We start from the raw sequence: 20,285 nt of genomic DNA on the forward strand, positions 1-20,285 counted from the left end.
ATACTTGCCTTACATCCCCCACCTAAAGGAAAGGCTCTTACGGCAATTGTCGATAAAGCCTATCCTTAGTGCACAGCATGATATAGTTAACGGTACTGATTGTAAATTGTATATGAGGACTATAGTTAATGAGTCAGCAAAATGATTTCGCTTTTGAACTACAAACACTAAAAGTTGGTGTTGTTTCGGTGAGTGACCGAGCTTCACAGGGGATCTATGAGGATGAGGGACTACCTGGACTCAAGGCATGGTTAGATACGGCGGTTATTAATCCTATCGAGTATGTGCCGCGCCTCATTCCAGATGAGTTAGACCTAATTTCAATGACCCTGAGAGAATTAGCCGATGAGGAGCAATGTCATTTGATCCTAACCACCGGCGGTACCGGTCCCACCCCTCGTGATGTGACGCCTGAAGCGACCTTAGCTGTGGCCGAACGTGTCGTGCCTGGTTTTGGTGAGCAAATGCGCCAAATCTCATTAAACTTTATTCCAACCGGCATTATCTCCCGGCAAGTGGGTGTATTACGTGGCAGTAGCGTGATTCTGAACCTACCTGGACGTCCTAAAGCCATTGCTGAAACCCTAGGCGGGCTAAAGGACGAAGCGGGTAAGCAAAAAGTTCATGGCATTTTTGCTTCAGTCCCCTTTTGTATTGAGTCCGTTAGCGGTTTAAAGGTTCGATGCAGACCAGAAATATGTAATGCCGTCTATCCGGGGGAAAAATGGCAACCCCTATAATGCAGCCTCACGCCTAACACACTAAAGGCTCCGCGATCATATGACGGAGCCTTTTAGCTTTTAGTTTTTAATGCCGATGTTAACCACCGGTTTTGGCCATAATGCGGATAATCTGCTCAGGTTTTTCGTTAAACTCGTGCTTTTCAGGCTTTAGTTCAATCGCTAATCGCAGCGCCTCCTCTAACTCCTCATCGGAACAGCCACTGCGTAAATAAGGCTTTAAGTCGAAGCTATCATTTTGGCCAAGGCACAGATGTAATACCCCATCAGCGGTCATACGAACGCGATTACAGGTTTCACAGAAATGCTGCGAGCGCGGCGTGATAAAACCTAGCGAAAAACTGCCATCTGCCGTTTCCCAATAACGTGCTGGCCCGCCACCTTGAATCCGCGTGGACTCGATCAAATGAAACTTGGACTGCGCCTCCTCAATGATTGACTGTAGATTGACGTAGTCTAAACGCTGCCCCGTCACGCCCATGGGCATCACCTCAATCAAACGCAGGGTGAAGCCATGATCCATACAAAAACGAATCATCTGCTCAATGTGCTGTGTATTAATCCCAGCCAGGGGTACCATATTAATCTTGGTCCGTTCAAAACCAGCTGCCTTCACCGCTGCTAGACCCGCCAACACCTTAGGCAAGGAGTCACTACCGCTAATATTTTTAACCACCTCAGGACTTAATGAATCTAAACTGATATTAAATCGAGTTAAGCCGGCGTCCTTTAAGGCGTGGGCATAGCGAGCGAGCTGCGTGGCATTGGTGGTCATGGAAAGATCCTCTACCCCATCAAGTGCAGCGAGACGGCGCACTAAATCAACCACATTTTTGCGTAGTAGTGGTTCGCCGCCAGTTAATCTGAAGCGTGAGGTACCTAAACGAGCAAAGGCCGCCACTACCCGTTCGATTTCATCAAAGCTCAGGTAGTTTTCTGCATGCTCAAACTCTGTAAAACCCTCAGGAATACAGTAGGTACAGCGCAAATCGCATTTATCGATTAAGGAAATGCGTAAGTACTCAATGCGCCGATTAAATCGATCTACCAACATGATTACGCCAATCCTTTAACTAGTGAATTCAATATAGTGTCAATTATAGCAGATACCCGACTAATATGATCGGGTATCTCCCTGGTGAATTTTAAGCCAATGCCATTACTTAGAGAGTAATTCTAATATCTCGCGATGATTCATTTTCTTGGCAATATCCAAGGCGCTGATGCCATCAAAGTTAACTGCGCGCGGATCTGCGCCAGCTTCAAGCAAGGCCTTCACCGCTTCAACATTGCGGGCACTCACTGACATCATTAAGGGATTGGAGCCGTCTGGTGCAGGTGAATTAGGCCATGCGCCATGATCTAATAAATACTTGACGATTTTAGCATTACCCTTAATCGCTGCATAATGAATCGGTGACCAACCGAGGTTATTCAATTGAGCACCATGCTTTACCAACAGTTGTACCCGTGCTAAATCATCGGCCAAAGCAGGATACATGATGGCCGTTTCATAGTAGCTATTTTGCTTATTAATATCGACTTTAGGGTGAGTTGCCAAGGCCTCAAAGCTTTTTAAGGCACCTTCTCGATACGCATAGATTAAAGCAGTGTGGCCGTCACCATTTAATATATTAGGATCCTGACCTCGTTCGATGGCATCAAGGAGTTTACTAACGCGGTCGTTACGCACATCAACCCACCAGTCATTCGCAAGTGCTGGGCTTTGCACACATAACAACAGCATCAAGGCACTAATAAAAGCAAAAATTTGTTGTGTAATACGTAATCGCATGAAAATCATTCCTAATAAAAACGCGTTGTGACTACAGCGCAGGGCGTTGCACTTTTTTAAATAAGTTGAAAAAGTTTTCCGTGGTTGCCTCTTTGACCTCTTGCACCGAAATTTGTTTCAATTCGGCAATTTTTTCGGCCACATAAATCACTAAGGAGGGATCATTACGCTTACCTCGATAAGGAACGGGCGCCAGATAGGGAGAGTCCGTCTCAATTAATAAACGATCAAGCGGAGTTTTAGTCGCCACTTCCTGAACCTGCTGCGCATTTTTAAAGGTGACAATACCCGACATGGAAATATAAAATCCTAGCGCCATTGCCTCTTGAGCCATTGCCCAATCCTCGGTAAAGCAATGCATCACACCACCGCAACGCTCAGCCCCCTCTTCTTTCAGGATACGTAGCGTATCTTCTTTGGCTTCACGGGTATGAATAATTAATGGCACATCGGCAGCAATGGCTGCACGGATATGGGTTCTGAAACGATCTCTTTGCCAATCCAAAGGCTCTTTGCCCCAATAATAATCTAAACCAGTCTCACCGACCGCCACAATTTTTGGGTGCTTCAAATACTCGGCAAAATCCTCCTCACTGAGCTCCGGCGTATCCTCATATTGTGGGTGCACACCGATACTGGCCCATAAATGATCGTGCTCCTCTGCCAGCTTTAAAACACCGGGGAAGTTTGGCACCGATACGGAGATACAAAGTGCTAAACCCACATCATTTTGTTTCATGGCAGCAAGCACTTGCGCCTGATCCTCAACTAACTCGGGAAAATCTAAATGACAATGTGAATCGATAAACATAATAAAATGAAAAAAATTAAGATGATCGCGCCAAGCACAGGAGCATCACCCGTTGTAAACATGCTTGGATTAATAAACGCTTATTAAAACTATGCGCCGCAGTCGCCTGCTCTTGCCTCAAAAAATCAAATAAATCGGCTATTTTATGCGCATCCAAAGCAGCAGCTATTTGCTGTGTGGATTGCGCTAATGCGGGAAAATAGCGCGCCTCTAAACCGTGATGATATAGCTGTAAATCCACAAAAAAACGCTGCAAACTATCAAGCCATTGCTCAGCTGCAATTTTATCCAGCTTATCAACATAGGACTGCATATCCGGTATCTCACGTGCAGCCAGGCTCTGTACAAAATCGCCTAGCCAATAGCGCAAAGGCTCATAAGCCGATGCACTTTGCTGCTTTGCTTTAAGAGGTGCCCCACCCGCTGCCGCCAAGGCATTTTCAGGATCAGCCACACCCTCTGAGCCTAACCACGCAACACTGCTCTCATGGTCCGGGATCGCTAAATGCAAACGTTGACAGCGCGACACAATAGTTGGTAAAAGCTTTTTTATGCTGTTACTAACAATTAAAAAGCGGGTATCGCCGATGGGCTCTTCCAGAATTTTTAAAATCGCATTAGCCGACTCAGTATTTAATCGCTCAGCCGGATAAATAATTAATACCTTAGCACCACCACGATGGGTGCTAAGGGTGAAAAAATTCTTTTGCTCTAAGGCCCGAATTTGTTGCACCCGGATCTGATTGGAAAGACTTTTAGTCGCTTCACTACTACTCGCCTCCTCTTCGTTTGGTGCTAAACCCAGTGCCTCATACATACTTTCGGGCACCACTATCCGCAAGTCGGGGTGATGATTAAGCGCTAACCAACGACAAGATTGACAGGCACCGCAGGCCTGGTGTGAGACCTTAGGGCTCTCACACAGCATGGCAGCGGCTGCGGCATGTGCAAACTGAAACTTGCCAATACCCTCTTCGCCATGAATTAGCCAAGCATGAGTAAAACGCTCATTTTGCCCTAACCATTGCTCGGCAAGCGCTTCCTGCCAAGGTAAAAATTGCGGTGTTGAATAGCTCATATTATTTGATAGGCGGGTGTAACAGATGGGCTTGTAAGCGCTCAGTGAGGCTTTGCTGAAGTGTCTCAGCAACCTGCGCCATGGGCTGACTGCTATCTATCACAAGAAAGCGCTGCGTTTCGGCCGCTGCTCGAGCTAAATAGGCGTCTCGCACCCGTTTAAAAAACACTTCTTCCTCTTGCTCAAAACGATCCAATTGACGTTCTGCTGCAATACGCTCACGTGCAATCTCTAAAGGCAAATCAAACAACAAGGTCAAATCCGGCTGTAAATTAGGGTGCACTAACTCGACTAAGGATTGAATTTTTTTGGCCTCAATCTGCCGCCCACCCCCTTGATAAGCAAAGGTGGAGTCACTAAAGCGGTCGCAAACCACTGCCTTACCAGCCAATAGCGCGGGCTTAATTACCTGATTCAAATGCTCTTGGCGCGCGGCAAACATCAATAACAGCTCGGTTTCTAAACTCATGTCCTCGCTCAGCAACAAATGCCGTAAGGTTTCAGCTAAGGGGGTACCACCAGGTTCGCGAGTACGGATGATCTCATAACCAAAGGACTCGATCGTTGTGGCAATCAAATCCATATGACTGCTTTTACCGGCCCCGTCCACGCCTTCAATTGTTAAGAATAAACCCCTCACCTAATCCCCTTTATTTAAGATAAAACGTTTAACATTTCGATTATGTTGCTGCAAATTCTCTGCAAACTCACTACTACCATCCCCACGCGACACAAAATAGTAAAAACTATGCTCAGCCGGCTGACTAGCCGCTGTCAATGCCGCTAAACCCGGATTGGCGATGGGTGTCGGTGGTAAACCAGCGCGGGTGTAGGTATTCCACGGCGTATCCGTCTGTAAATCTACCTTACGTATGCGCCCCTGATACTTATCACCCATCCCATAAATCACCGTTGGATCGGTTTGTAATAGCATATTGGCCTTCAAGCGATTAGTAAAAACACCGGCGATGGTATCCCTATCACTAGCCAAACCTGTTTCCTTTTCAATGATGGAGGCCATTATCAAGAGTTCATAGGGATTTTTATAAGGACTGTCTGGATTACGACTATCCCAAGCCGCTTGCAAATGACTTTGAGACTGCACATACGCTCGACGTAAGATATCAAAATCCGTATCACCCGGTACAAACACATAGGTGTCGGGGTAAAAAATACCCTCTAGCGAGTTATAGCTACTGCCCAATTTAGCTAACAATTCCTCGGGCTTAGTGGCATCCAAGGTCACTGTAATGTCTGGATTAGCCTGAATACGCTCAATAAACTGCTTGGTGGTATGCCCCTCAATCAATGCAATGCGACGTTGACTCATATCACCACTGGCAATGCGCTCCAACACATCCAAGGGCGTGTCACCGGACTTAATCTCATAAGCACCCGCTTTAATCATACGATCCTGTCCTGTGTAACGACCGTATAAAATCAATAACGGTGCATGCTTGAGAATACCCTCACGCTCAAGCAAGCTAACCACAGTACGTAAGCTATCACCACGTTTAATATGAAAATCATAAACACTGTCATTCAGCGTAACTGGGGTTTTAGACCAGTGATAAGCATAGTATGCCGCGACTGAACTCAGAATCAGGCTCAGTACGACAACTGGTAATATGAGGTACTTTAAAATCTTTGACATACGACCCGTAGTAAAAATACTCCCTTATGAAAGGATCAATTTTAACAGTTTCGATTGTTTGGTGTTTGCTTTGCACTCAAGCAGTCTTAAGCCTTTGTAAATAAGTCGAACAAGCGTTACTGAGTACGACGATCAAAGCCCAATCACTAAAAGCATGGCATACTGTAACAAAGCAATAATTTACGCTAAACATCGTGGAGCTATTTATGTCTGATTCTTCTTTACCAGTAGTTAATTATGCGCTATTGGATGATTTTGCCCTAGTTAAGGCAAGTGGCGCCGATGCCGCTGAGTTTTTACAAAATCAACTCACCCAGGATATTAAGCAAGTTAGTACGGAACAAGCACGGCTTAGCGCCTGGTGTAATGCCAAGGGTCGTAGCCTAGCTAGCTTTATTTGCTGGCAAGATGCCGAGGCGGATGATAGTTATTATTTACTTCTAAAAAAAGATCTGTTGGACACGACCTTAAAGCGTTTAAAAATGTTTATTCTTCGCAATAAGGTAGTATTAGAAGAGGTGCCCAGCTCAATGCTGGCTTTATGGTCTAGCAATCATGAGCTGGAAATTGCGCCAGAAAAGCTTGCTCAGAAGGCGAATTTTGCCGTTTATCAGCATGATTTACAGCAATGGATTCGCTTCCCTTCAAAAGCCACTGAACAACGCTATCTGGTGATCTCACGCGGTCAGCAAAGCGCAGAAGTCACCACGCACCAATACCTACCTCAACAAAGTGATTTTGAATGGGCACCTGCTGCCGCAGCTTATTGGTCAGCCTTAGATATTATGAATGGCGTGGCTTGGGTGGAGCAGGCAAATTACGAAGCCTTTATTCCGCAGAGCATTAACTATGATGCAATAGGTGCCGTTAGCTTTAAAAAAGGGTGCTTCCCCGGTCAAGAGGTGGTAGCACGCAGTCACTATCGTGGCACGCTCAAGCGTCGCAGCTATATCGGCTTCAGTGGCAACAGCAGCGACGACATTCAGGTTGGCACAGATATCTATCAAGCTGATCAACCCGTGGGTCAAGTGGTCAACATCGCCAGATTGCCTGCCGCAGAAGGCACGTGGGTACTCTTTGAAACACGTTTAGAAGCGGTTGATGGCACGCAGACAGAACCTCTGCATCTGGGCGCTGCTGACGGCCCAGTGCTCAACGTACAGGCACCACCCTACTCGCTTGAAAAACCTGAAAACTAACGGTGTAACTACTTAGGGGATGCCTTTAAAGACATCCCCTAATCACTTAATCTAGTTTAAATGCTTCGGCAGCTCCAGCCGACCACGGAGCTTCAAAATACTCATAGACCTTATTGATATCGACTTCATCAATGGCTTGATAGCGCCATTGAGGCTTGCGATCCTTATCAATTAATAAGGCACGAACCCCCTCTTGGAACATACCGTCGGCAGAGCAATGTAAGGCCACAATATACTCTAACTCAAACACCTCCTTTAAGGACATGTGCTTGCTATAGTCCTGTAGCGTCAGTCCTAATGCCACAGCAAAAGCTGAACCACGTAACATCGTGGTCGCAGCACGTGAGAGCCATTCATTGTCATGCTCAACTAACTTAGCGATACCTTCATAAACCCGCTTATAGTCACGCACATCGCATATCTCATCAATCAAGGCTGCATGCTGTTGCAATGGTCCTTCAACACGTGGGGTAGTATAAGCAAATTGACTTAAGACATCATGAATTAAATCATCACGTTCAATACGGGTTCGACGCTTACATGGGTAGCTAGGCCAAACTTGGGCAGCAAGGGCCTTAACAAAAGTATCCCAAGCATCGCTGGTCATGGCATAATCGGCTAAGCCGCTAAATAAGGCATCATCGCTATTGACAATGGCACCGGTGGCCGCTAAAAAACGACCGCTATGACCGCTAAGCCGTGGTAATAACCAACTACCACCCACATCCGGGAATAGGCCAATCGTCACCTCAGGCATGGCTAAACGGGCATCATCACTGACAATACGATGACTGCCACCAGACAAAAGTCCGATACCACCACCCATTACAATGCCGCGACCCCACACAATCACAGGCTTTGGATAGCAATGTAGATAATAATCTAAGCGATACTCGGTGCTGAAAAAATCAACCGCATATTGATTAGCCAAGGGCTCACCGCTTTGGTTTTCAAGCATCCCCTGATACACGCTAGTAATATCACCACCCGCACAAAACGCCTTCTCACCGGCCGCAGCCAATATCACCGCCACGACTTGCTCATCTTGCTCCCACTGCTTTAATTGTGTATAAAGCATCTCTGCCATCTGCAGATCCAAGCTATTTAATACCTGAGGGCGATTCAAGGTAGCAACGGCGATTAATTTATCACCACTTTCAATTGTTGAAAACAACACCACATCACTCATACTTTCTCCTCCTAAGCTCATTATCTTTATGTTCGATATATTCGAAACGTCGGGAGCGGTCAGGCTTTAAATGCTTCTTTTTGAGAATACCGGCCTTTCTATGGGCGGCCCGACGCCGTCGCGACTCCATTGGATCAAAGTTTAATTCTCTATAGACTTCAACTCTGTCACCTGCTGCGACATTGTGACTCAACGATTTTACTAAGCCGAAGATGCCAACACCATGAAGCTGGCTCCTAAGCTCGGGAAACTCCCTATATATATTGCTTTGCTGTAAGGCATCAGCTATAGTCACAGGCGCTGTCAGCTGCAATTGCTGTTGCCAAATACGATCAGGGGTGGCTGCATACACGATCTCTATCGTGAACAGCGCTGAATCAGAATGCCTCACCATACTGCTGCTCTGCTCTTTTGGTAAAGGAATCAATAAAACTGTTAGCCACTTTATTAAAAATGGGTCCTAAAATAAACTCCAACGGTCGGCTATTAAAAGCGTAATTTAGAGTAAACTCCACTTTACAGGCATCCTCGGCCAAGGGGGTAAAGATCCAATCCCCAGTCAGTGATGAAAAAGGCCCATCCACTAAATCCAGATGAATTTGATGCGGATAGTCGTGGGTATTACGTGTCGTAAAGGTATGCTTAATCTTTGACAGTGCGATGGTCACTGAGCCGACGAGTCCGCCATCGAAGCGCTCCTTAATCTCTGAGCCGCCACACCAAGGCATAAACTCCTCGTACTTATCGACATCAGCCACTAAATTAAACATCTGCTCGGCACTATAAGGGACTAAGACACTGCGTTTGACGGTATGCATAGAAATAAAATCGATAAATAGAATGATTGATGGCAAAAAGCTACTCTTCTGATTAGAATAGATAATTGACAAAAATTTTACAGGTGGGCTATATTTTAACGCCCTATAGCAAATAAAACACAGAATTAAATAGAATGACCAGGATTGCTGATAATAGAAAAGCACGACACGATTACTTTATCGAGGAAGAGTTTGAAGCCGGCATGGTGCTTGAGGGCTGGGAGGTTAAAGCCATCCGTGCTGGACGCACGCAAATCGGTGAAAGCCACATTGTGATTCGTAATGGCGAGTTATTTGTACTCAATATGCTGATTAGCCCACTTGGTACCGCCTCCACCCATATCCGACCAGACGCCAGTCGCACCCGCAAACTGCTGATGCACAAGCACGAGATTAATAAATTAATTGGTCGCGTAGAGCAACGTGGCTTTACCTTGGTGCCCTTAAACCTTTATTACAAAAACGGCCTCATAAAAATGACCGTGGGCCTAGCCAAGGGTAAAAAGCAACATGACAAACGCGCCACCATTAAAGAACGTGATTGGGAGCGAGAAAAGGCCCGGATTATGAAAAATGATACGCGCTAAACAATCAGGCTGCTATTCATCTAGAATAACAGCCTTTAATTTTTACTGCTTGTCGTTATTTTTTACCACCGTCATGGCACTCGCAACCAAGCTACTGATATCCGATAAATTCGACGGGATAATCAGACTATTACCCTTTTGTGCTAATTGGGAGAAAGCAGAAATATAGTTTTCTGCTACCTGTAAGTTAACCGCAGCCATACCGCCAGGTTCCTGAATGGCTTGGGCGACTTTTTTAATCGCTTCGGCCGTTGCATCAGCTACCGTTACGACGGCTTCGGCCTCACCCTGCGCCTGATTAATCTGCATCTGACGATCACCCTCAGAACGTGCAATCGCAGCCGCTCTTTCACCCTCAGCAATATTAATCTGCTCTTGGCGGCGCCCTTCTGAGGCCGCAATCAAGGCACGCTTTTCACGCTCAGCGGTAATTTGTGCCTGCATCGCATGCAGAATCTCTTTAGGTGGCGTTAAATCCTTAATTTCATAGCGTAATACCTTCACGCCCCAGTTGGTGGCTGCCTCATCTAATGAAGAAACCACTTTGCTGTTAATCAATTCACGCTCTTCAAAGGTGCGGTCTAACTCCATCTTACCGATAACCGAACGTAAGGTCGTTTGAGAAAGCTGGGTAATCGCTAAAATATAATTAGAAGAACCGTAGGATGCCAACATAGCATCAGTCACTTGGAAGTACAGCACCCCATCCACCTGCAATTGCGTATTATCCCGCGTGATACATACCTGACTGGGGACATCAAGGGGAATTTCTTTAAGTGAATGCTTATAAGCCACCTTTTCAATAAAGGGAATCACTAAACGTGGTCCTGGGCTTAAAGTACGGTCATAGCGCCCCAAGCGCTCCACCACCCAAGCATGCTGTTGAGGCACAATGGCAACAGACTTAACGAGAAAAATAACGACTAATACCAGTAGGATTAGCCAAAAACTTAGTAAATCAGCCACAACTAGATCTCTCCAAAAGGTTCTACAATTAAAACAATGCCTCGCACAGCTACGATACGATGCTTGCCGGGGCTAAGCGCTGTATAGTGCTCCGCCGGTTTAACCTGCCATGTGGCGCCCCTGAAGCTAACTTGTGCTTGACGACGCTCAGCATGCCATGCTTCTACAAAAACAGAACGACCTATATCCAGATTTAGATTAGCATCTGACTCACTGGCTAAGGGATTACGCAGATGAAACTTGCCCATGCGCTTCATAATGAAAATCCCCAATACCGGCACAATGGCTAACACGGCTAATTGCACAATAAAATCCAATGCTAACCACGTCGCAATACCGGCAGCAAAAGCACCTAAACCGATTAGCAATAATACAAAGGTGCCGCTAAGCAACTCTAATATCACCGCCACCACAGCAATCGCAAACCAAATCCACATAGAAGCGCCTTAACAAAAACTAATTAACGGCTAATAACTCGACTTCAAACACTAAGGTCGCATTAGGCGGAATCACACCACCAGCACCGTAGGCACCATAGCCTAAGCTGGCAGGAATCGTCAGCTTACGCACACCACCGACCTTCATTCCCTGTACACCACGGTCCCAACCCTTAATCACATGACCTGCGCCTAAAGGAAAACTAAAAGGCTGATTGCGGTCCTTGCTGGAGTCAAACTTTTGACCACCGTCCAATAACCAACCAGTGTAATGTACTGTCACCTCTTGACCCGCTTTAGCCTCTTCGCCATTACCTACGGTCAAATCCTCAATCATTAATTCAGACATCAATATCTCCTATCAATTTTCATCATAGCAAAGGTAGTTTACCTGAAGATGAATTATCACATAAAAAAATCCCACTAAACCAGCAAGGATTAGTGGGAATATAAAAGCATCGGGCTTTAAACTAAAGAATAGAATTAGCCTTGCTGCTCAGCAAGTTTTTGCCATGTATCAACCACCGTATCTGGGTTAAGTGACATGGAAACAATTCCCTCTTTTTGGAGCCATAAGGCTAAGTCTGGGTGATCACTCGGGCCTTGACCACAAATACCGACATATTTACCGGCTTTGATACACGCTTGAATTGCACGAGACAGCATAAACTGCACCGCCTCATCACGCTCATCAAAGTCAGCCATCAGGATCTCCATACCGGAGTCACGATCCAAGCCCAAAGTTAATTGGGTCATATCGTTCGAACCGATGGAGAAGCCATCAAAGTGCTCTAAGAACTGCTCAGCTAAAATGGCATTTGACGGCACCTCACACATCATAATCACGCGCAAGCCGTTTTCACCACGTTTTAAGCCATTGGCTGCTAATAAGTCAATCACACGCTCTGCCTGACTCACAGTACGCACAAATGGGATCATTAATTCAACATTATCCAAGCCCATTTCATCACGTACTTTTTTCAGTGCTTCGCACTCCATGCGGAAACACTCAGCAAAGTCATCGGCTAAGTAACGTGATGCACCACGGAAGCCTAACATCGGGTTTTCTTCCTCAGGCTCGTAGCGTGAACCACCAACTAATTTGCGGTACTCATTAGACTTAAAGTCTGACATACGTACAATCACTGTCTTCGGATAGAAGGCGGCGGCAATGGTGGCCACGCCCTCGGCTAATTTCTCAACGAAGAAAGCGCGTGGGCTAGCATAACCACGTGCTGCTGACTCTACTGCTTGCTTTAATTCAGGATCAACATTGGGGTAGTCTAATACCGCTTTAGGGTGGACATTAATATTGTTATTAATAATAAACTCTAAGCGCGCTAGACCCACACCTTTGTTAGGGATACGGGAGAAGTCAAAGGCTAACTGCGGGTTACCGACGTTCATCATCACCTTGATGGGGATCTCAGGCATTTCACCACGCTTGATTTCCTCAATTTCAGTTTCTAATAAACCGTCATAAATACGACCCTCATCACCCTCGGCACAAGAAACCGTCACTTCCTGACCGTTTTTAAGTAGCTCAGTTGCTTCACCGCAACCTACAACCGCAGGAATACCTAATTCACGCGCAATAATCGCAGCGTGACATGTACGACCACCGCGATTAGTCACAATAGCGGAAGCCACTTTCATCACTGGTTCCCAGTTTGGATCGGTCATATCGGTTACTAAAATATCACCGGCTTGTACCTGATCCATCTCAGACACATCATGAATAATGCGAACCTTACCAGCACCGATTTTTTGGCCAATGGCACGACCAGTCAAAATCACATCACCTGTGGTTTTAAGCTTAAAGCGCTGCTGTACATCCTGCTTTGATTGTTGAGATTTAACAGTCTCAGGACGGGCTTGTAAGATGTAAATCTTACCGTCGATACCGTCACGACCCCACTCAATATCCATTGGACGCTGGTAGTGCTTTTCAATAATAACTGCGTACTTAGCTAATTCAATCACTTCTTCATCTGTAATAGAGAAGCGATTGCGCTCGGAGGTAGGAACATCGACGGTTCGTACAGCGTTTTCACCTGGTGCACGATGCTCTTTAAACTCCATCTTAATCAATTTAGAACCAATGTGACGGCTCACAATCGGATACTTACCGGCCTCTAAAGTCGGTTTGTAAACGTAGAATTCGTCAGGGTTAACCGCACCCTGCACCACCGTTTCACCCAGACCGTAGGATGAGGTTACAAACACCACATCCTCAAAGCCTGACTCGGTATCCAGGGTAAACATCACGCCCGAGCTACCGCTATCAGAGCGCACCATGCGCTGAACCCCTGCCGATAAAGCCACGTCATCATGACGATAGCCCTTGTGTACACGGTAAGAAATCGCACGATCGTTATAAAGAGAGGCAAATACGTGGTGAATTTTATCAAGCACGTCATCAATGCCGGCAACGTTAAGGAAGGTCTCCTGCTGACCAGCAAATGAAGCATCTGGTAAGTCCTCGGCTGTGGCTGAAGAACGCACTGCAAAAGTACCCTTGCCATCAGCATCCAACTCAGCATAAGCCTCGCGAATTTGCTGCTCAAGCTCCGCATGGAACGGTGTCTCGATAATCCACTGACGGATTTCTTGACCAGCTTCGGCAAGCTCGCGCACATCATCTGGATTTAAACGAGCAAGGCGCTCGCTGATACGCTTATCAAGATCGGACTGCTTTAAGTAGTCACGAAACGCTTGGGCGGTGGTAGCAAAACCACCTGGCACACGTACGCCTGCGGAAGCCAACTGGCTAATCATCTCACCGAGTGATGCGTTTTTACCGCCGACCACATCGACGTCACACATGCGACACTGCTCAAAAGGAAGAACGTAAGTCATAAAACATACCTCAAAGATAAAAAAGCTTATTTGTTCAAAAAAACACGTTTTGCTGAACAAATAGGCCTTTTGGTGTAACAATACTACTTGAGATAAAGTGTAAACATCATCAATCCGTCATCTAATTAGGCTATCATTGTAGCCCATTCTTCACTCCAGGGAAAAGGTTTTATCTATGCAATTACAAAAGCGCACTGTTTTCATCGTTTCTGATGGCACTGGCATCACTGCTGAGACTTTCGGACATTCAGTGTTGTCGCAGTTTACTCATAAATTTACCTTTCAACAAGAGCGTGAGCCTTTTGTGAATACGGTTGAACGCGCCCAAGAAATTGCGACACGAATTAATAGCACGGCTGAGCTGGATAAGCTACCGCCCATTGTTTTTAGCACCATTGTAGATGAGGACATTAACACTCACCTGCGCCATAGCAATTGCATCTATATGGATATTTTTGGGGCCTGTGTGCGCCAGCTAGAAGAGAGTCTACAGACCAAATCTAACCCGGCGATCGGTCGTTCGCATGTGAGTGCCAGTTCCGACGAATATCGTCGTCGCATTGAAGCGATCAACTTCACGCTGGCCCATGATGACGGTCAGTTTGTGCATGATTTAGAGCATGCGGACGTGATTTTTGTTGGTGTTTCACGTTGTGGTAAAACCCCAACAAGTTTATACCTGGCTATGCAGTATTCAATTAAGGCGGCAAATTTTCCTTTAATTCCCGAGGATTTTGACCGCGGCACCTTACCAGATACCTTATTACCGCACCGTCATAAGCTCTTTGGCTTATCGATTAATCCTGAGCGTTTGTACGAGGTACGACAAGAGCGTCGTCCCGGCAGTGCCTATGCCGAACTCGATCAATGTAAATATGAGGTGGCTGAAGCGGAGCGGATGATGCGTCGTGAAAATATCGCATGGCTATCAACCACCACCAAATCCATTGAAGAAATCTCAACCACGGTCTTAAAAATTCTTAATCTTGACCGTAAAAGCTACTAGCTAATTGGGCTAAACGCTGTCTACGTTGCTCAAATAAAATAATGCCACAAGCCACTGCCACGTTTAAGGATTCGACCGCCTCAGCTTGAGGAATAAAAACTTCCGCCGTGGCTTGTGCTAATAACTCTCGACTCACGCCCTGCCCTTCATTACCCAAGAGCCAAGCACATTCCCTAGCCAAATCCAGCGCATACAAGGACCTGGCTGCATCACTTAAGGCAGTGGCATAAATTGGTAGCTTGAGCTTATTTACTAAGACCGTTAAATCTACCTCAGTAAAAATAGTGATCGCAAAATGTGCACCCTGAGCACTACGTAACACTTTCGGCGACCAGGCTTTGACCGTGCCACTGGAGAGTACTAACTGCTTAATACCGGCTGCCGCCACGGTACGGATGATCGTGCCCAAATTCCCCGGATCCTGCACCCTATCAACTAGAACCATGGTTTTGTCCACTAAAAGCTCATCCAAGGGGCGTTGCGCTGGCTCAATTAAAAAGATCACCCCTTGCGGACTCGGCACATCACATAATTGCTTAAATAACTGATCCGCTAATATCGTAGGGCTAGTATTTAAGCACTGATAGAGCTGCATTAGTTCACTATTCGCCTCATTAGCCGCCTTACTTAAGGCAGAGGCTTGAAAAATGGCTGCTTTTAGCTGCCAACCATCCGCCTTAGCTAAAAAAACCTGACACAAATGAATCCCTTCCAACAAGCACAGTGCTTTTTCTTTATTCTGTGAGATTTTAACTAAGCGCTTAAAAAAGGCATTGTTTTTTGAATCGATTAGCTTAGCGTCAGAAAACATAATACAACTCCTGGGACGAGGAATGCTAAGTGCACTATGATTGTGGCTGCTGCAAAAAACGCTTAATAGGCGCAAAGCTTTGTCGGTGAATAGGACATGGTCCCAATGCTTCAAGCCGACTTAAATGTAGTTTGGTAGCATAGCCTTTGTGCTGAGCAAAACCATAATCGGGATATTGTGCATCCAAGGCATAAAGCTCTGCGTCCCTTGCGGTTTTAGCAAGGATGGAGGCAGCAGCAATCGCCGGTACTGAATCATCCCCTTTCACAATGGCTTCAACGTGCTGAGTGCTTAACAGATTATCTGGCAGCGTTGCACGCATGGCTTTAGGAATTTGATTACCGTCAATTAATACATAATGATGGGCTTGCTTGATTCCCTGCCAAGCACGCGTCATCGCCAACATTGTGGCTTCTAAAATATTCAAGCGATCAATTTCTTCAACGCTAGCCGAAGCGATACTCCAGGCTAGCGCTTGCGCTTTAATTATTGTTGCTAAATAATCACGCTTTTTTTCAGAGAGCTTTTTGGAATCCATTAAGCCCTCGATTGCTTTATTCGGATCTAAGATCACTGCGGCGGTAAACACCGAACCAGCTAAAGGTCCTCTGCCCGCTTCGTCAATACCAACGATTAGCACGCCTGCATCGAGCTTCATCGGATTGAAAGTTTTAATACTAGACATAATCACTATCGGGCAGTGGCAACTTGCCAAATCCTTTCTGCGGCCAAACGAGGAGTATCAATGGCTAGGGTGTTATAAAGCGCTTCAAATTTTGCCTTGGTGGCTGCGATATATGCTTTATCTTCGAGCGCACGCACACAAGAAGCCATTAGCTGTTCGGGCGTCACTGCCTCCTGTAAGTGCTCCGGCACTGCAAACTCACGCAATAAAATATTAGGTAAACCTATCCATGGCAATAAGGGTGCCGACTGCCCCGATTTCCATGCCATAACCTTAACCATCAAAGGTGAAAGTATATAGGCAATAACCATCGGCTTTTTATATAGAGCCATTTCTAAGGATGCCGTGCCACTGGCTAATAGTGCAGCGTCACAGGCCTCCATCACATCACGCGAAACCGGTTGCTGAGCCTGCTTTTGTTCAAAAAGATGTAGATTTGGCAGGGTAATCCCCTTACTTAGCTCAATAAATTGCTGCTTACGCGCCTCATTCACTAGAGGTACGGCAAATTGCAGCTCGGGGTATTTTTGATGTAATTTTTGTGCGGTTTGTAAAAAAACCTGGCTCAACGCCTTTAATTCAGATTGTCGACTACCAGGTAAAATAGCCAACAATGGCTTATCTGGATCTAATCCTAAACGAATACGTGCCGCACGAGCATCTGGCGTCTTAGGGATTTGCTGGGCTAAGGGATGACCCACAAAAGTAACCGGCACCCCCTCTTTTTCATAAATATCGACTTCAAAGGGGAACAGCACCAACATATGATCAACGGCTCGCTTAATCTGTTCGATGCGTTGATAGCGCCATGCCCAGATCGAGGGACTAACAAATTGCACCGTCGGAATGCCGGATTTTTTAAGCTGCTCTTCTAGCCGTAAATTAAAGTCCGGTGCATCCACCCCCACAAAAACATCAGGCGCATGCGCCAAGGTCTTTTTCTTAAAGCCTTGATAAATTGATATTAGACGTGGTAACTGCTTGATGGCATCAATATAGCCGAATACCGATAAGGCATCCATTGGGTAATCCAAGGCCAAACCAGCTTCTTGCATATGCGGACCACCAATCCCACGAAATCTCAGTCCTTGCTCATGAGCTTTAAGACCTTCAATCACACGAGCCGCAAGCAAGTCCCCAGAGGGCTCACCTGCGACCATGGTAATCCTGTGTGTCATAATGCTTGATTAGCGACCGATGCCGCGAGCAGATGATTTTTCAAAAAAATCAATAAAGGGCTCCAATACCTTGGCCACATCCTCCGCACTGCTTTGTTGAAGCTTACGTATCTCCACCAAGGCATCCTCGATTTTCAGGCTGCGCAGATAAATATACTTATATGCTTCACGAATGGCTTGAATTTGTGTCGCCGTAAAGCCACGACGTCTTAAACCCTCAGAGTTAACACCAGCCGGTTTATAAGGTTGACCCGCACCCAAGACATAAGGTGGAATATCCTGACGAATAGCACTCATACCACCCGTCATACTATGAGCACCGATATGAGTAAACTGATGGGCAGCCGCTAATCCACCAATAATCGCCCAATCACCAATATGAATATGACCTGCCAATTGGATGCCATTGGACATGATGATCTCATTGCCTAACTGACAATCATGCGCAATATGTACATACGCCATAATCCAGTTATTATTACCAATCACGGTCACCCCGACATCCTGCACGGTACCGATATTAATGGTAACGAATTCGCGGAACATATTACCATCACCGATTTGCAGCGCTGTTTGCTCACCACCATACTTTTTGTCTTGGGGCACACCACCAATGGAGCAAAAACGATAAAAGTGATTGTTTTTACCGATGGTCGTTTTACCATCAATCACACAATGCTCACCAACCACCGTGTTTTCACCGATGGTGACATCTGCACCAATAATGGAGTAAGCGCCAACTTTTACACTTTCATGTAGCTTTGCGCCCTCATGAATGATTGCGGTAGGATGAATATTAGCCATAAAAACCTGTCTGAAAATCTCTATAAAAAGGTGTGCTTAACGCAAGACGAACTAATCTAATTTGCGAATCGCACACATAATTTTTGCTGAGGCCACCACATTGCCATCAACCCGAGCTTCGGCCGTGTACTTACAGAGTGCCTTACTAATACGATCAGCATTTACATGCAGCATTAGTTGATCGCCCGGCACGACCGGTGTACGGAAACGCGCATTATCCACACCCACGAGGTAGTAGGCGGTTTTTTCAGGATCCAAGGGCTTACCGTCTTCAGAGATAAAAGTAAATAAAGCGGCTGCCTGAGCCAATGCCTCCACAATTAAGACACCGGGCATCACTGGCATATGAGGAAAATGGCCTTGGAAAAACGGTTCATTAATGGTGACATTTTTAATGGCAACAATACTCTCACCCGGTACAATATCCAACACACGATCAACTAATAAAAACGGATATCTGTGTGGCAAACGGCTCATAATACCGGCGATATCTAATTGCAATTCTTGACTCATTTTTCTTTCCCAAACGATTTATTATTTTTAATAACTTGAATTTATTACGCTACATGACGCTGTATTAGAGCTTTTTTTCCAATTCTTGTACGCGTCGGCGCAGCTTATATAAATTTTTAATCACTGCTGCATTTTTTTGCCACTCGCTATGCTCTTCAATAGGATAAGCGGAGGTGTAGCGACCTGGTTTATTAATGCTGGACATCACGCCAGTAGCACCTGAAATATGGACATCATCAGCTAGCTCTAAATGCCCTGCCAGCATGGCTGCACCAGCTAAGGTACAACGCTTACCGATAATACTTGAACCCGCAACACCTACGCAGGCGGCCATGGCGGTATGATCACCGATCACGCAATTATGACCAATCATAATTTGGTTATCAAGCTTGACGCCATTACCGATAATGGTGTCGCCTAGGGCACCGCGATCAATGGAGGTACATACACCGATTTCTACATCATTACCCACGATCACATTACCAAATTGGGCAATACGGCACCAAGCGCCCTTTTCTACCGTATTATCAGGGGCAAAGCCAAAGCCATCGGCACCTAAGGTTGCATGACTGTGTAATAGACAACGATCGCCAATTTGCGTACCACGGTATAAAGTCACATGGGGATGTAAACGCGTATCTTTGCCAATGGAGGAGTTTTTGCCAATCACGCAATGCGCTCCAATCACGGAGCCACTGCCAATTTTCACACCTTCTTCAATCACCACATAGGGACCAATCGCCACACCCTCAGCAATTTCTGCTGTCGCATCAATGACTGCGGTAGGATGAATTACTTTAGGTACTAAATCAATGCGACTATCATCAAAGTATTGAGAAATTCGCGCATAGAGTAGATAGGGATCCTCACACACCACCACCACAAAAGGCACCGTAGCAGGCAGCTTATCAACGCCCTGTTGTGGCAGAATCACTGCACCCGCCTTAGTCTCTAGCAGTAGATTAAACATTCGCGGATTAGATAAAAAACTAATCTGCTCACTGCCCGCATGCGACAAAGAACCCAAGCCTCGAATCGTCGGCATCGCTTGCGTGCTAGTGTTTAAAATTGAATAGGCTAGCCCCTCGGTATTAACCTGTGCTAATAATTTATCTAAAGGAAGACTAAGGCTGTGTGACATAAGAAAAGAAACAA

The 20,285-nt window shown here is 45.9% G+C and carries 23 protein-coding genes; 4 read left to right on the forward strand and 19 right to left on the reverse strand.

What is annotated here, in order from left to right; translation table 11 throughout:
• Nucleotides 1-128 precede the first annotated feature (128 nt).
• The gene (mog, locus tag HMPREF3144_RS05590) at nucleotides 129-740 is read left to right on the forward strand and encodes a molybdopterin adenylyltransferase (RefSeq protein ID WP_070476885.1); all 612 of its coding nucleotides are present in this window, start codon (nucleotides 129-131) and stop codon (nucleotides 738-740) included.
• A 79-nt stretch (nucleotides 741-819) separates the two neighbouring features.
• Here mog and moaA read toward each other — a convergent pair whose 3' ends face one another.
• The 6 genes from moaA to mltG all read right to left on the reverse strand — a co-directional run bounded on the left by moaA (nucleotide 820) and on the right by mltG (nucleotide 6,078).
• Nucleotides 820-1,794 carry a GTP 3',8-cyclase MoaA gene (gene moaA, locus HMPREF3144_RS05595; RefSeq protein ID WP_070476886.1) on the reverse strand — a complete coding sequence of 325 codons (975 nt, stop codon included), beginning with the start codon at nucleotides 1,792-1,794 and terminating at the stop codon, nucleotides 820-822.
• 105 nt (nucleotides 1,795-1,899) lie between these two features.
• Nucleotides 1,900-2,535 carry an ankyrin repeat domain-containing protein gene (locus HMPREF3144_RS05600; protein WP_083290401.1) on the reverse strand — a complete coding sequence of 212 codons (636 nt, stop codon included), beginning with the start codon at nucleotides 2,533-2,535 and terminating at the stop codon, nucleotides 1,900-1,902.
• A 31-nt stretch (nucleotides 2,536-2,566) separates the two neighbouring features.
• Nucleotides 2,567-3,346, reverse strand: coding sequence for a TatD family hydrolase (locus tag HMPREF3144_RS05605; protein ID WP_070476887.1), 780 nt, complete (start codon nucleotides 3,344-3,346; stop codon nucleotides 2,567-2,569).
• A 16-nt stretch (nucleotides 3,347-3,362) separates the two neighbouring features.
• Nucleotides 3,363-4,424, reverse strand: a complete 1,062-nt coding sequence (gene holB, locus HMPREF3144_RS05610; protein WP_070476888.1) for a DNA polymerase III subunit delta' — start codon at nucleotides 4,422-4,424, stop codon at nucleotides 3,363-3,365.
• Between the two features lies 1 nt (nucleotide 4,425).
• Nucleotides 4,426-5,064 (reverse strand): dTMP kinase, encoded by a 639-nt coding sequence (gene tmk / locus HMPREF3144_RS05615; protein ID WP_018026642.1) that lies wholly within the window; start codon nucleotides 5,062-5,064, stop codon nucleotides 4,426-4,428.
• Entirely contained in the window at nucleotides 5,065-6,078 is a 1,014-nt protein-coding gene (gene mltG / locus HMPREF3144_RS05620; protein ID WP_018026641.1) for an endolytic transglycosylase MltG, read from the reverse strand.
• A 206-nt stretch (nucleotides 6,079-6,284) separates the two neighbouring features.
• Between mltG and HMPREF3144_RS05625 the strand changes: the two genes are divergently transcribed.
• Nucleotides 6,285-7,277 carry a CAF17-like 4Fe-4S cluster assembly/insertion protein YgfZ gene (locus tag HMPREF3144_RS05625; RefSeq protein ID WP_036559832.1) on the forward strand — a complete coding sequence of 331 codons (993 nt, stop codon included), beginning with the start codon at nucleotides 6,285-6,287 and terminating at the stop codon, nucleotides 7,275-7,277.
• A 46-nt stretch (nucleotides 7,278-7,323) separates the two neighbouring features.
• On the opposite strand, the gene HMPREF3144_RS05630 is transcribed toward HMPREF3144_RS05625, so the two are convergent.
• The 3 genes from HMPREF3144_RS05630 to HMPREF3144_RS05640 are packed head-to-tail and all read right to left on the reverse strand — an operon-like array spanning nucleotide 7,324 to nucleotide 9,284.
• Nucleotides 7,324-8,466 (reverse strand): enoyl-CoA hydratase/isomerase family protein, encoded by a 1,143-nt coding sequence (locus HMPREF3144_RS05630; RefSeq protein WP_018026639.1) that lies wholly within the window; start codon nucleotides 8,464-8,466, stop codon nucleotides 7,324-7,326.
• Nucleotides 8,459-8,860: an RnfH family protein gene (locus HMPREF3144_RS05635; protein ID WP_018026638.1), complete on the reverse strand. Its 402-nt coding sequence runs from the start codon at nucleotides 8,858-8,860 to the stop codon at nucleotides 8,459-8,461. The genes HMPREF3144_RS05630 and HMPREF3144_RS05635 overlap by 8 nt, the downstream gene beginning before the upstream one ends.
• Nucleotides 8,844-9,284: a type II toxin-antitoxin system RatA family toxin gene (locus HMPREF3144_RS05640; RefSeq protein ID WP_026156858.1), complete on the reverse strand. Its 441-nt coding sequence runs from the start codon at nucleotides 9,282-9,284 to the stop codon at nucleotides 8,844-8,846. The genes HMPREF3144_RS05635 and HMPREF3144_RS05640 overlap by 17 nt, the downstream gene beginning before the upstream one ends.
• A 134-nt stretch (nucleotides 9,285-9,418) precedes the next feature.
• Between HMPREF3144_RS05640 and smpB the strand changes: the two genes are divergently transcribed.
• Entirely contained in the window at nucleotides 9,419-9,871 is a 453-nt protein-coding gene (smpB, locus tag HMPREF3144_RS05645) for an SsrA-binding protein SmpB (RefSeq protein WP_018026636.1), read from the forward strand.
• A gap of 42 nt (nucleotides 9,872-9,913) precedes the next feature.
• Here the strand turns inward: smpB and HMPREF3144_RS05650 are convergent, their stop codons facing one another.
• The 4 genes from HMPREF3144_RS05650 to ppsA form a co-directional block, all read right to left on the reverse strand.
• Entirely contained in the window at nucleotides 9,914-10,837 is a 924-nt protein-coding gene (locus HMPREF3144_RS05650; RefSeq protein WP_018026635.1) for an SPFH domain-containing protein, read from the reverse strand.
• Between the two features lie 2 nt (nucleotides 10,838-10,839).
• On the reverse strand, nucleotides 10,840-11,274 hold the full coding sequence (locus HMPREF3144_RS05655; RefSeq protein ID WP_070476889.1) for an NfeD family protein: 435 nt from the start codon (nucleotides 11,272-11,274) through the stop codon (nucleotides 10,840-10,842).
• Nucleotides 11,275-11,293: 19 nt separating this feature from the next.
• Complete coding sequence (locus HMPREF3144_RS05660) at nucleotides 11,294-11,623, reverse strand: FKBP-type peptidyl-prolyl cis-trans isomerase (RefSeq protein ID WP_018026633.1); 330 nt, start codon at nucleotides 11,621-11,623, stop codon at nucleotides 11,294-11,296.
• Between the two features lie 134 nt (nucleotides 11,624-11,757).
• Complete coding sequence (gene ppsA, locus HMPREF3144_RS05665) at nucleotides 11,758-14,133, reverse strand: phosphoenolpyruvate synthase (protein ID WP_026156857.1); 2,376 nt, start codon at nucleotides 14,131-14,133, stop codon at nucleotides 11,758-11,760.
• A 175-nt stretch (nucleotides 14,134-14,308) separates the two neighbouring features.
• Between ppsA and HMPREF3144_RS05670 the strand changes: the two genes are divergently transcribed.
• Nucleotides 14,309-15,139, forward strand: coding sequence for a posphoenolpyruvate synthetase regulatory kinase/phosphorylase PpsR (locus HMPREF3144_RS05670; RefSeq protein ID WP_018026631.1), 831 nt, complete (start codon nucleotides 14,309-14,311; stop codon nucleotides 15,137-15,139).
• Here HMPREF3144_RS05670 and HMPREF3144_RS05675 read toward each other — a convergent pair.
• The 6 genes from HMPREF3144_RS05675 to lpxD form a co-directional block, all read right to left on the reverse strand.
• Nucleotides 15,114-15,950 carry a TrmH family RNA methyltransferase gene (locus HMPREF3144_RS05675; RefSeq protein WP_070476890.1) on the reverse strand — a complete coding sequence of 279 codons (837 nt, stop codon included), beginning with the start codon at nucleotides 15,948-15,950 and terminating at the stop codon, nucleotides 15,114-15,116. The genes HMPREF3144_RS05670 and HMPREF3144_RS05675 overlap by 26 nt on opposite strands.
• A gap of 34 nt (nucleotides 15,951-15,984) precedes the next feature.
• Nucleotides 15,985-16,635, reverse strand: coding sequence for a ribonuclease HII (gene rnhB / locus HMPREF3144_RS05680; protein ID WP_083290402.1), 651 nt, complete (start codon nucleotides 16,633-16,635; stop codon nucleotides 15,985-15,987).
• A gap of 5 nt (nucleotides 16,636-16,640) precedes the next feature.
• Nucleotides 16,641-17,813 (reverse strand): lipid-A-disaccharide synthase, encoded by a 1,173-nt coding sequence (gene lpxB, locus HMPREF3144_RS05685; RefSeq protein WP_026156855.1) that lies wholly within the window; start codon nucleotides 17,811-17,813, stop codon nucleotides 16,641-16,643.
• Nucleotides 17,814-17,822: 9 nt separating this feature from the next.
• The gene (lpxA, locus tag HMPREF3144_RS05690; RefSeq protein WP_070476891.1) at nucleotides 17,823-18,617 is read right to left on the reverse strand and encodes an acyl-ACP--UDP-N-acetylglucosamine O-acyltransferase; all 795 of its coding nucleotides are present in this window, start codon (nucleotides 18,615-18,617) and stop codon (nucleotides 17,823-17,825) included.
• 51 nt (nucleotides 18,618-18,668) lie between these two features.
• On the reverse strand, nucleotides 18,669-19,118 hold the full coding sequence (fabZ, locus tag HMPREF3144_RS05695) for a 3-hydroxyacyl-ACP dehydratase FabZ (RefSeq protein WP_026156854.1): 450 nt from the start codon (nucleotides 19,116-19,118) through the stop codon (nucleotides 18,669-18,671).
• A gap of 76 nt (nucleotides 19,119-19,194) precedes the next feature.
• Entirely contained in the window at nucleotides 19,195-20,271 is a 1,077-nt protein-coding gene (gene lpxD / locus HMPREF3144_RS05700) for a UDP-3-O-(3-hydroxymyristoyl)glucosamine N-acyltransferase (protein ID WP_018026625.1), read from the reverse strand.
• Nucleotides 20,272-20,285: the final 14 nt, after the last annotated feature.

The organism is Oligella sp. HMSC05A10, from assembly GCF_001808335.1.
GTDB lineage: Bacteria > Pseudomonadota > Gammaproteobacteria > Burkholderiales > Burkholderiaceae_B > Oligella > Oligella urethralis.

Excerpts from the sequence above, each read along its gene's own strand:
- mog (WP_070476885.1), top strand. The coding sequence starts at position 129 with ATGAGTCAGCAAAATGATTTCGCTTTTGAACTACAAACACTAAAAGTT.
- moaA (WP_070476886.1), bottom strand. The coding sequence starts at position 1,794 with ATGTTGGTAGATCGATTTAATCGGCGCATTGAGTACTTACGCATTTCC.
- HMPREF3144_RS05600 (WP_083290401.1), bottom strand. The coding sequence starts at position 2,535 with ATGCGATTACGTATTACACAACAAATTTTTGCTTTTATTAGTGCCTTG.
- HMPREF3144_RS05605 (WP_070476887.1), bottom strand. The coding sequence starts at position 3,346 with ATGTTTATCGATTCACATTGTCATTTAGATTTTCCCGAGTTAGTTGAG.
- holB (WP_070476888.1), bottom strand. The coding sequence starts at position 4,424 with ATGAGCTATTCAACACCGCAATTTTTACCTTGGCAGGAAGCGCTTGCC.
- mltG (WP_018026641.1), bottom strand. The coding sequence starts at position 6,078 with ATGTCAAAGATTTTAAAGTACCTCATATTACCAGTTGTCGTACTGAGC.
- HMPREF3144_RS05625 (WP_036559832.1), top strand. The coding sequence starts at position 6,285 with ATGTCTGATTCTTCTTTACCAGTAGTTAATTATGCGCTATTGGATGAT.
- HMPREF3144_RS05630 (WP_018026639.1), bottom strand. The coding sequence starts at position 8,466 with ATGAGTGATGTGGTGTTGTTTTCAACAATTGAAAGTGGTGATAAATTA.
- HMPREF3144_RS05635 (WP_018026638.1), bottom strand. The coding sequence starts at position 8,860 with ATGGTGAGGCATTCTGATTCAGCGCTGTTCACGATAGAGATCGTGTAT.
- HMPREF3144_RS05640 (WP_026156858.1), bottom strand. The coding sequence starts at position 9,284 with ATGCATACCGTCAAACGCAGTGTCTTAGTCCCTTATAGTGCCGAGCAG.
- smpB (WP_018026636.1), top strand. The coding sequence starts at position 9,419 with ATGACCAGGATTGCTGATAATAGAAAAGCACGACACGATTACTTTATC.
- HMPREF3144_RS05655 (WP_070476889.1), bottom strand. The coding sequence starts at position 11,274 with ATGTGGATTTGGTTTGCGATTGCTGTGGTGGCGGTGATATTAGAGTTG.
- HMPREF3144_RS05660 (WP_018026633.1), bottom strand. The coding sequence starts at position 11,623 with ATGTCTGAATTAATGATTGAGGATTTGACCGTAGGTAATGGCGAAGAG.
- ppsA (WP_026156857.1), bottom strand. The coding sequence starts at position 14,133 with ATGACTTACGTTCTTCCTTTTGAGCAGTGTCGCATGTGTGACGTCGAT.
- HMPREF3144_RS05670 (WP_018026631.1), top strand. The coding sequence starts at position 14,309 with ATGCAATTACAAAAGCGCACTGTTTTCATCGTTTCTGATGGCACTGGC.
- HMPREF3144_RS05675 (WP_070476890.1), bottom strand. The coding sequence starts at position 15,950 with ATGTTTTCTGACGCTAAGCTAATCGATTCAAAAAACAATGCCTTTTTT.
- rnhB (WP_083290402.1), bottom strand. The coding sequence starts at position 16,635 with ATGTCTAGTATTAAAACTTTCAATCCGATGAAGCTCGATGCAGGCGTG.
- lpxB (WP_026156855.1), bottom strand. The coding sequence starts at position 17,813 with ATGACACACAGGATTACCATGGTCGCAGGTGAGCCCTCTGGGGACTTG.
- lpxA (WP_070476891.1), bottom strand. The coding sequence starts at position 18,617 with ATGGCTAATATTCATCCTACCGCAATCATTCATGAGGGCGCAAAGCTA.
- lpxD (WP_018026625.1), bottom strand. The coding sequence starts at position 20,271 with ATGTCACACAGCCTTAGTCTTCCTTTAGATAAATTATTAGCACAGGTT.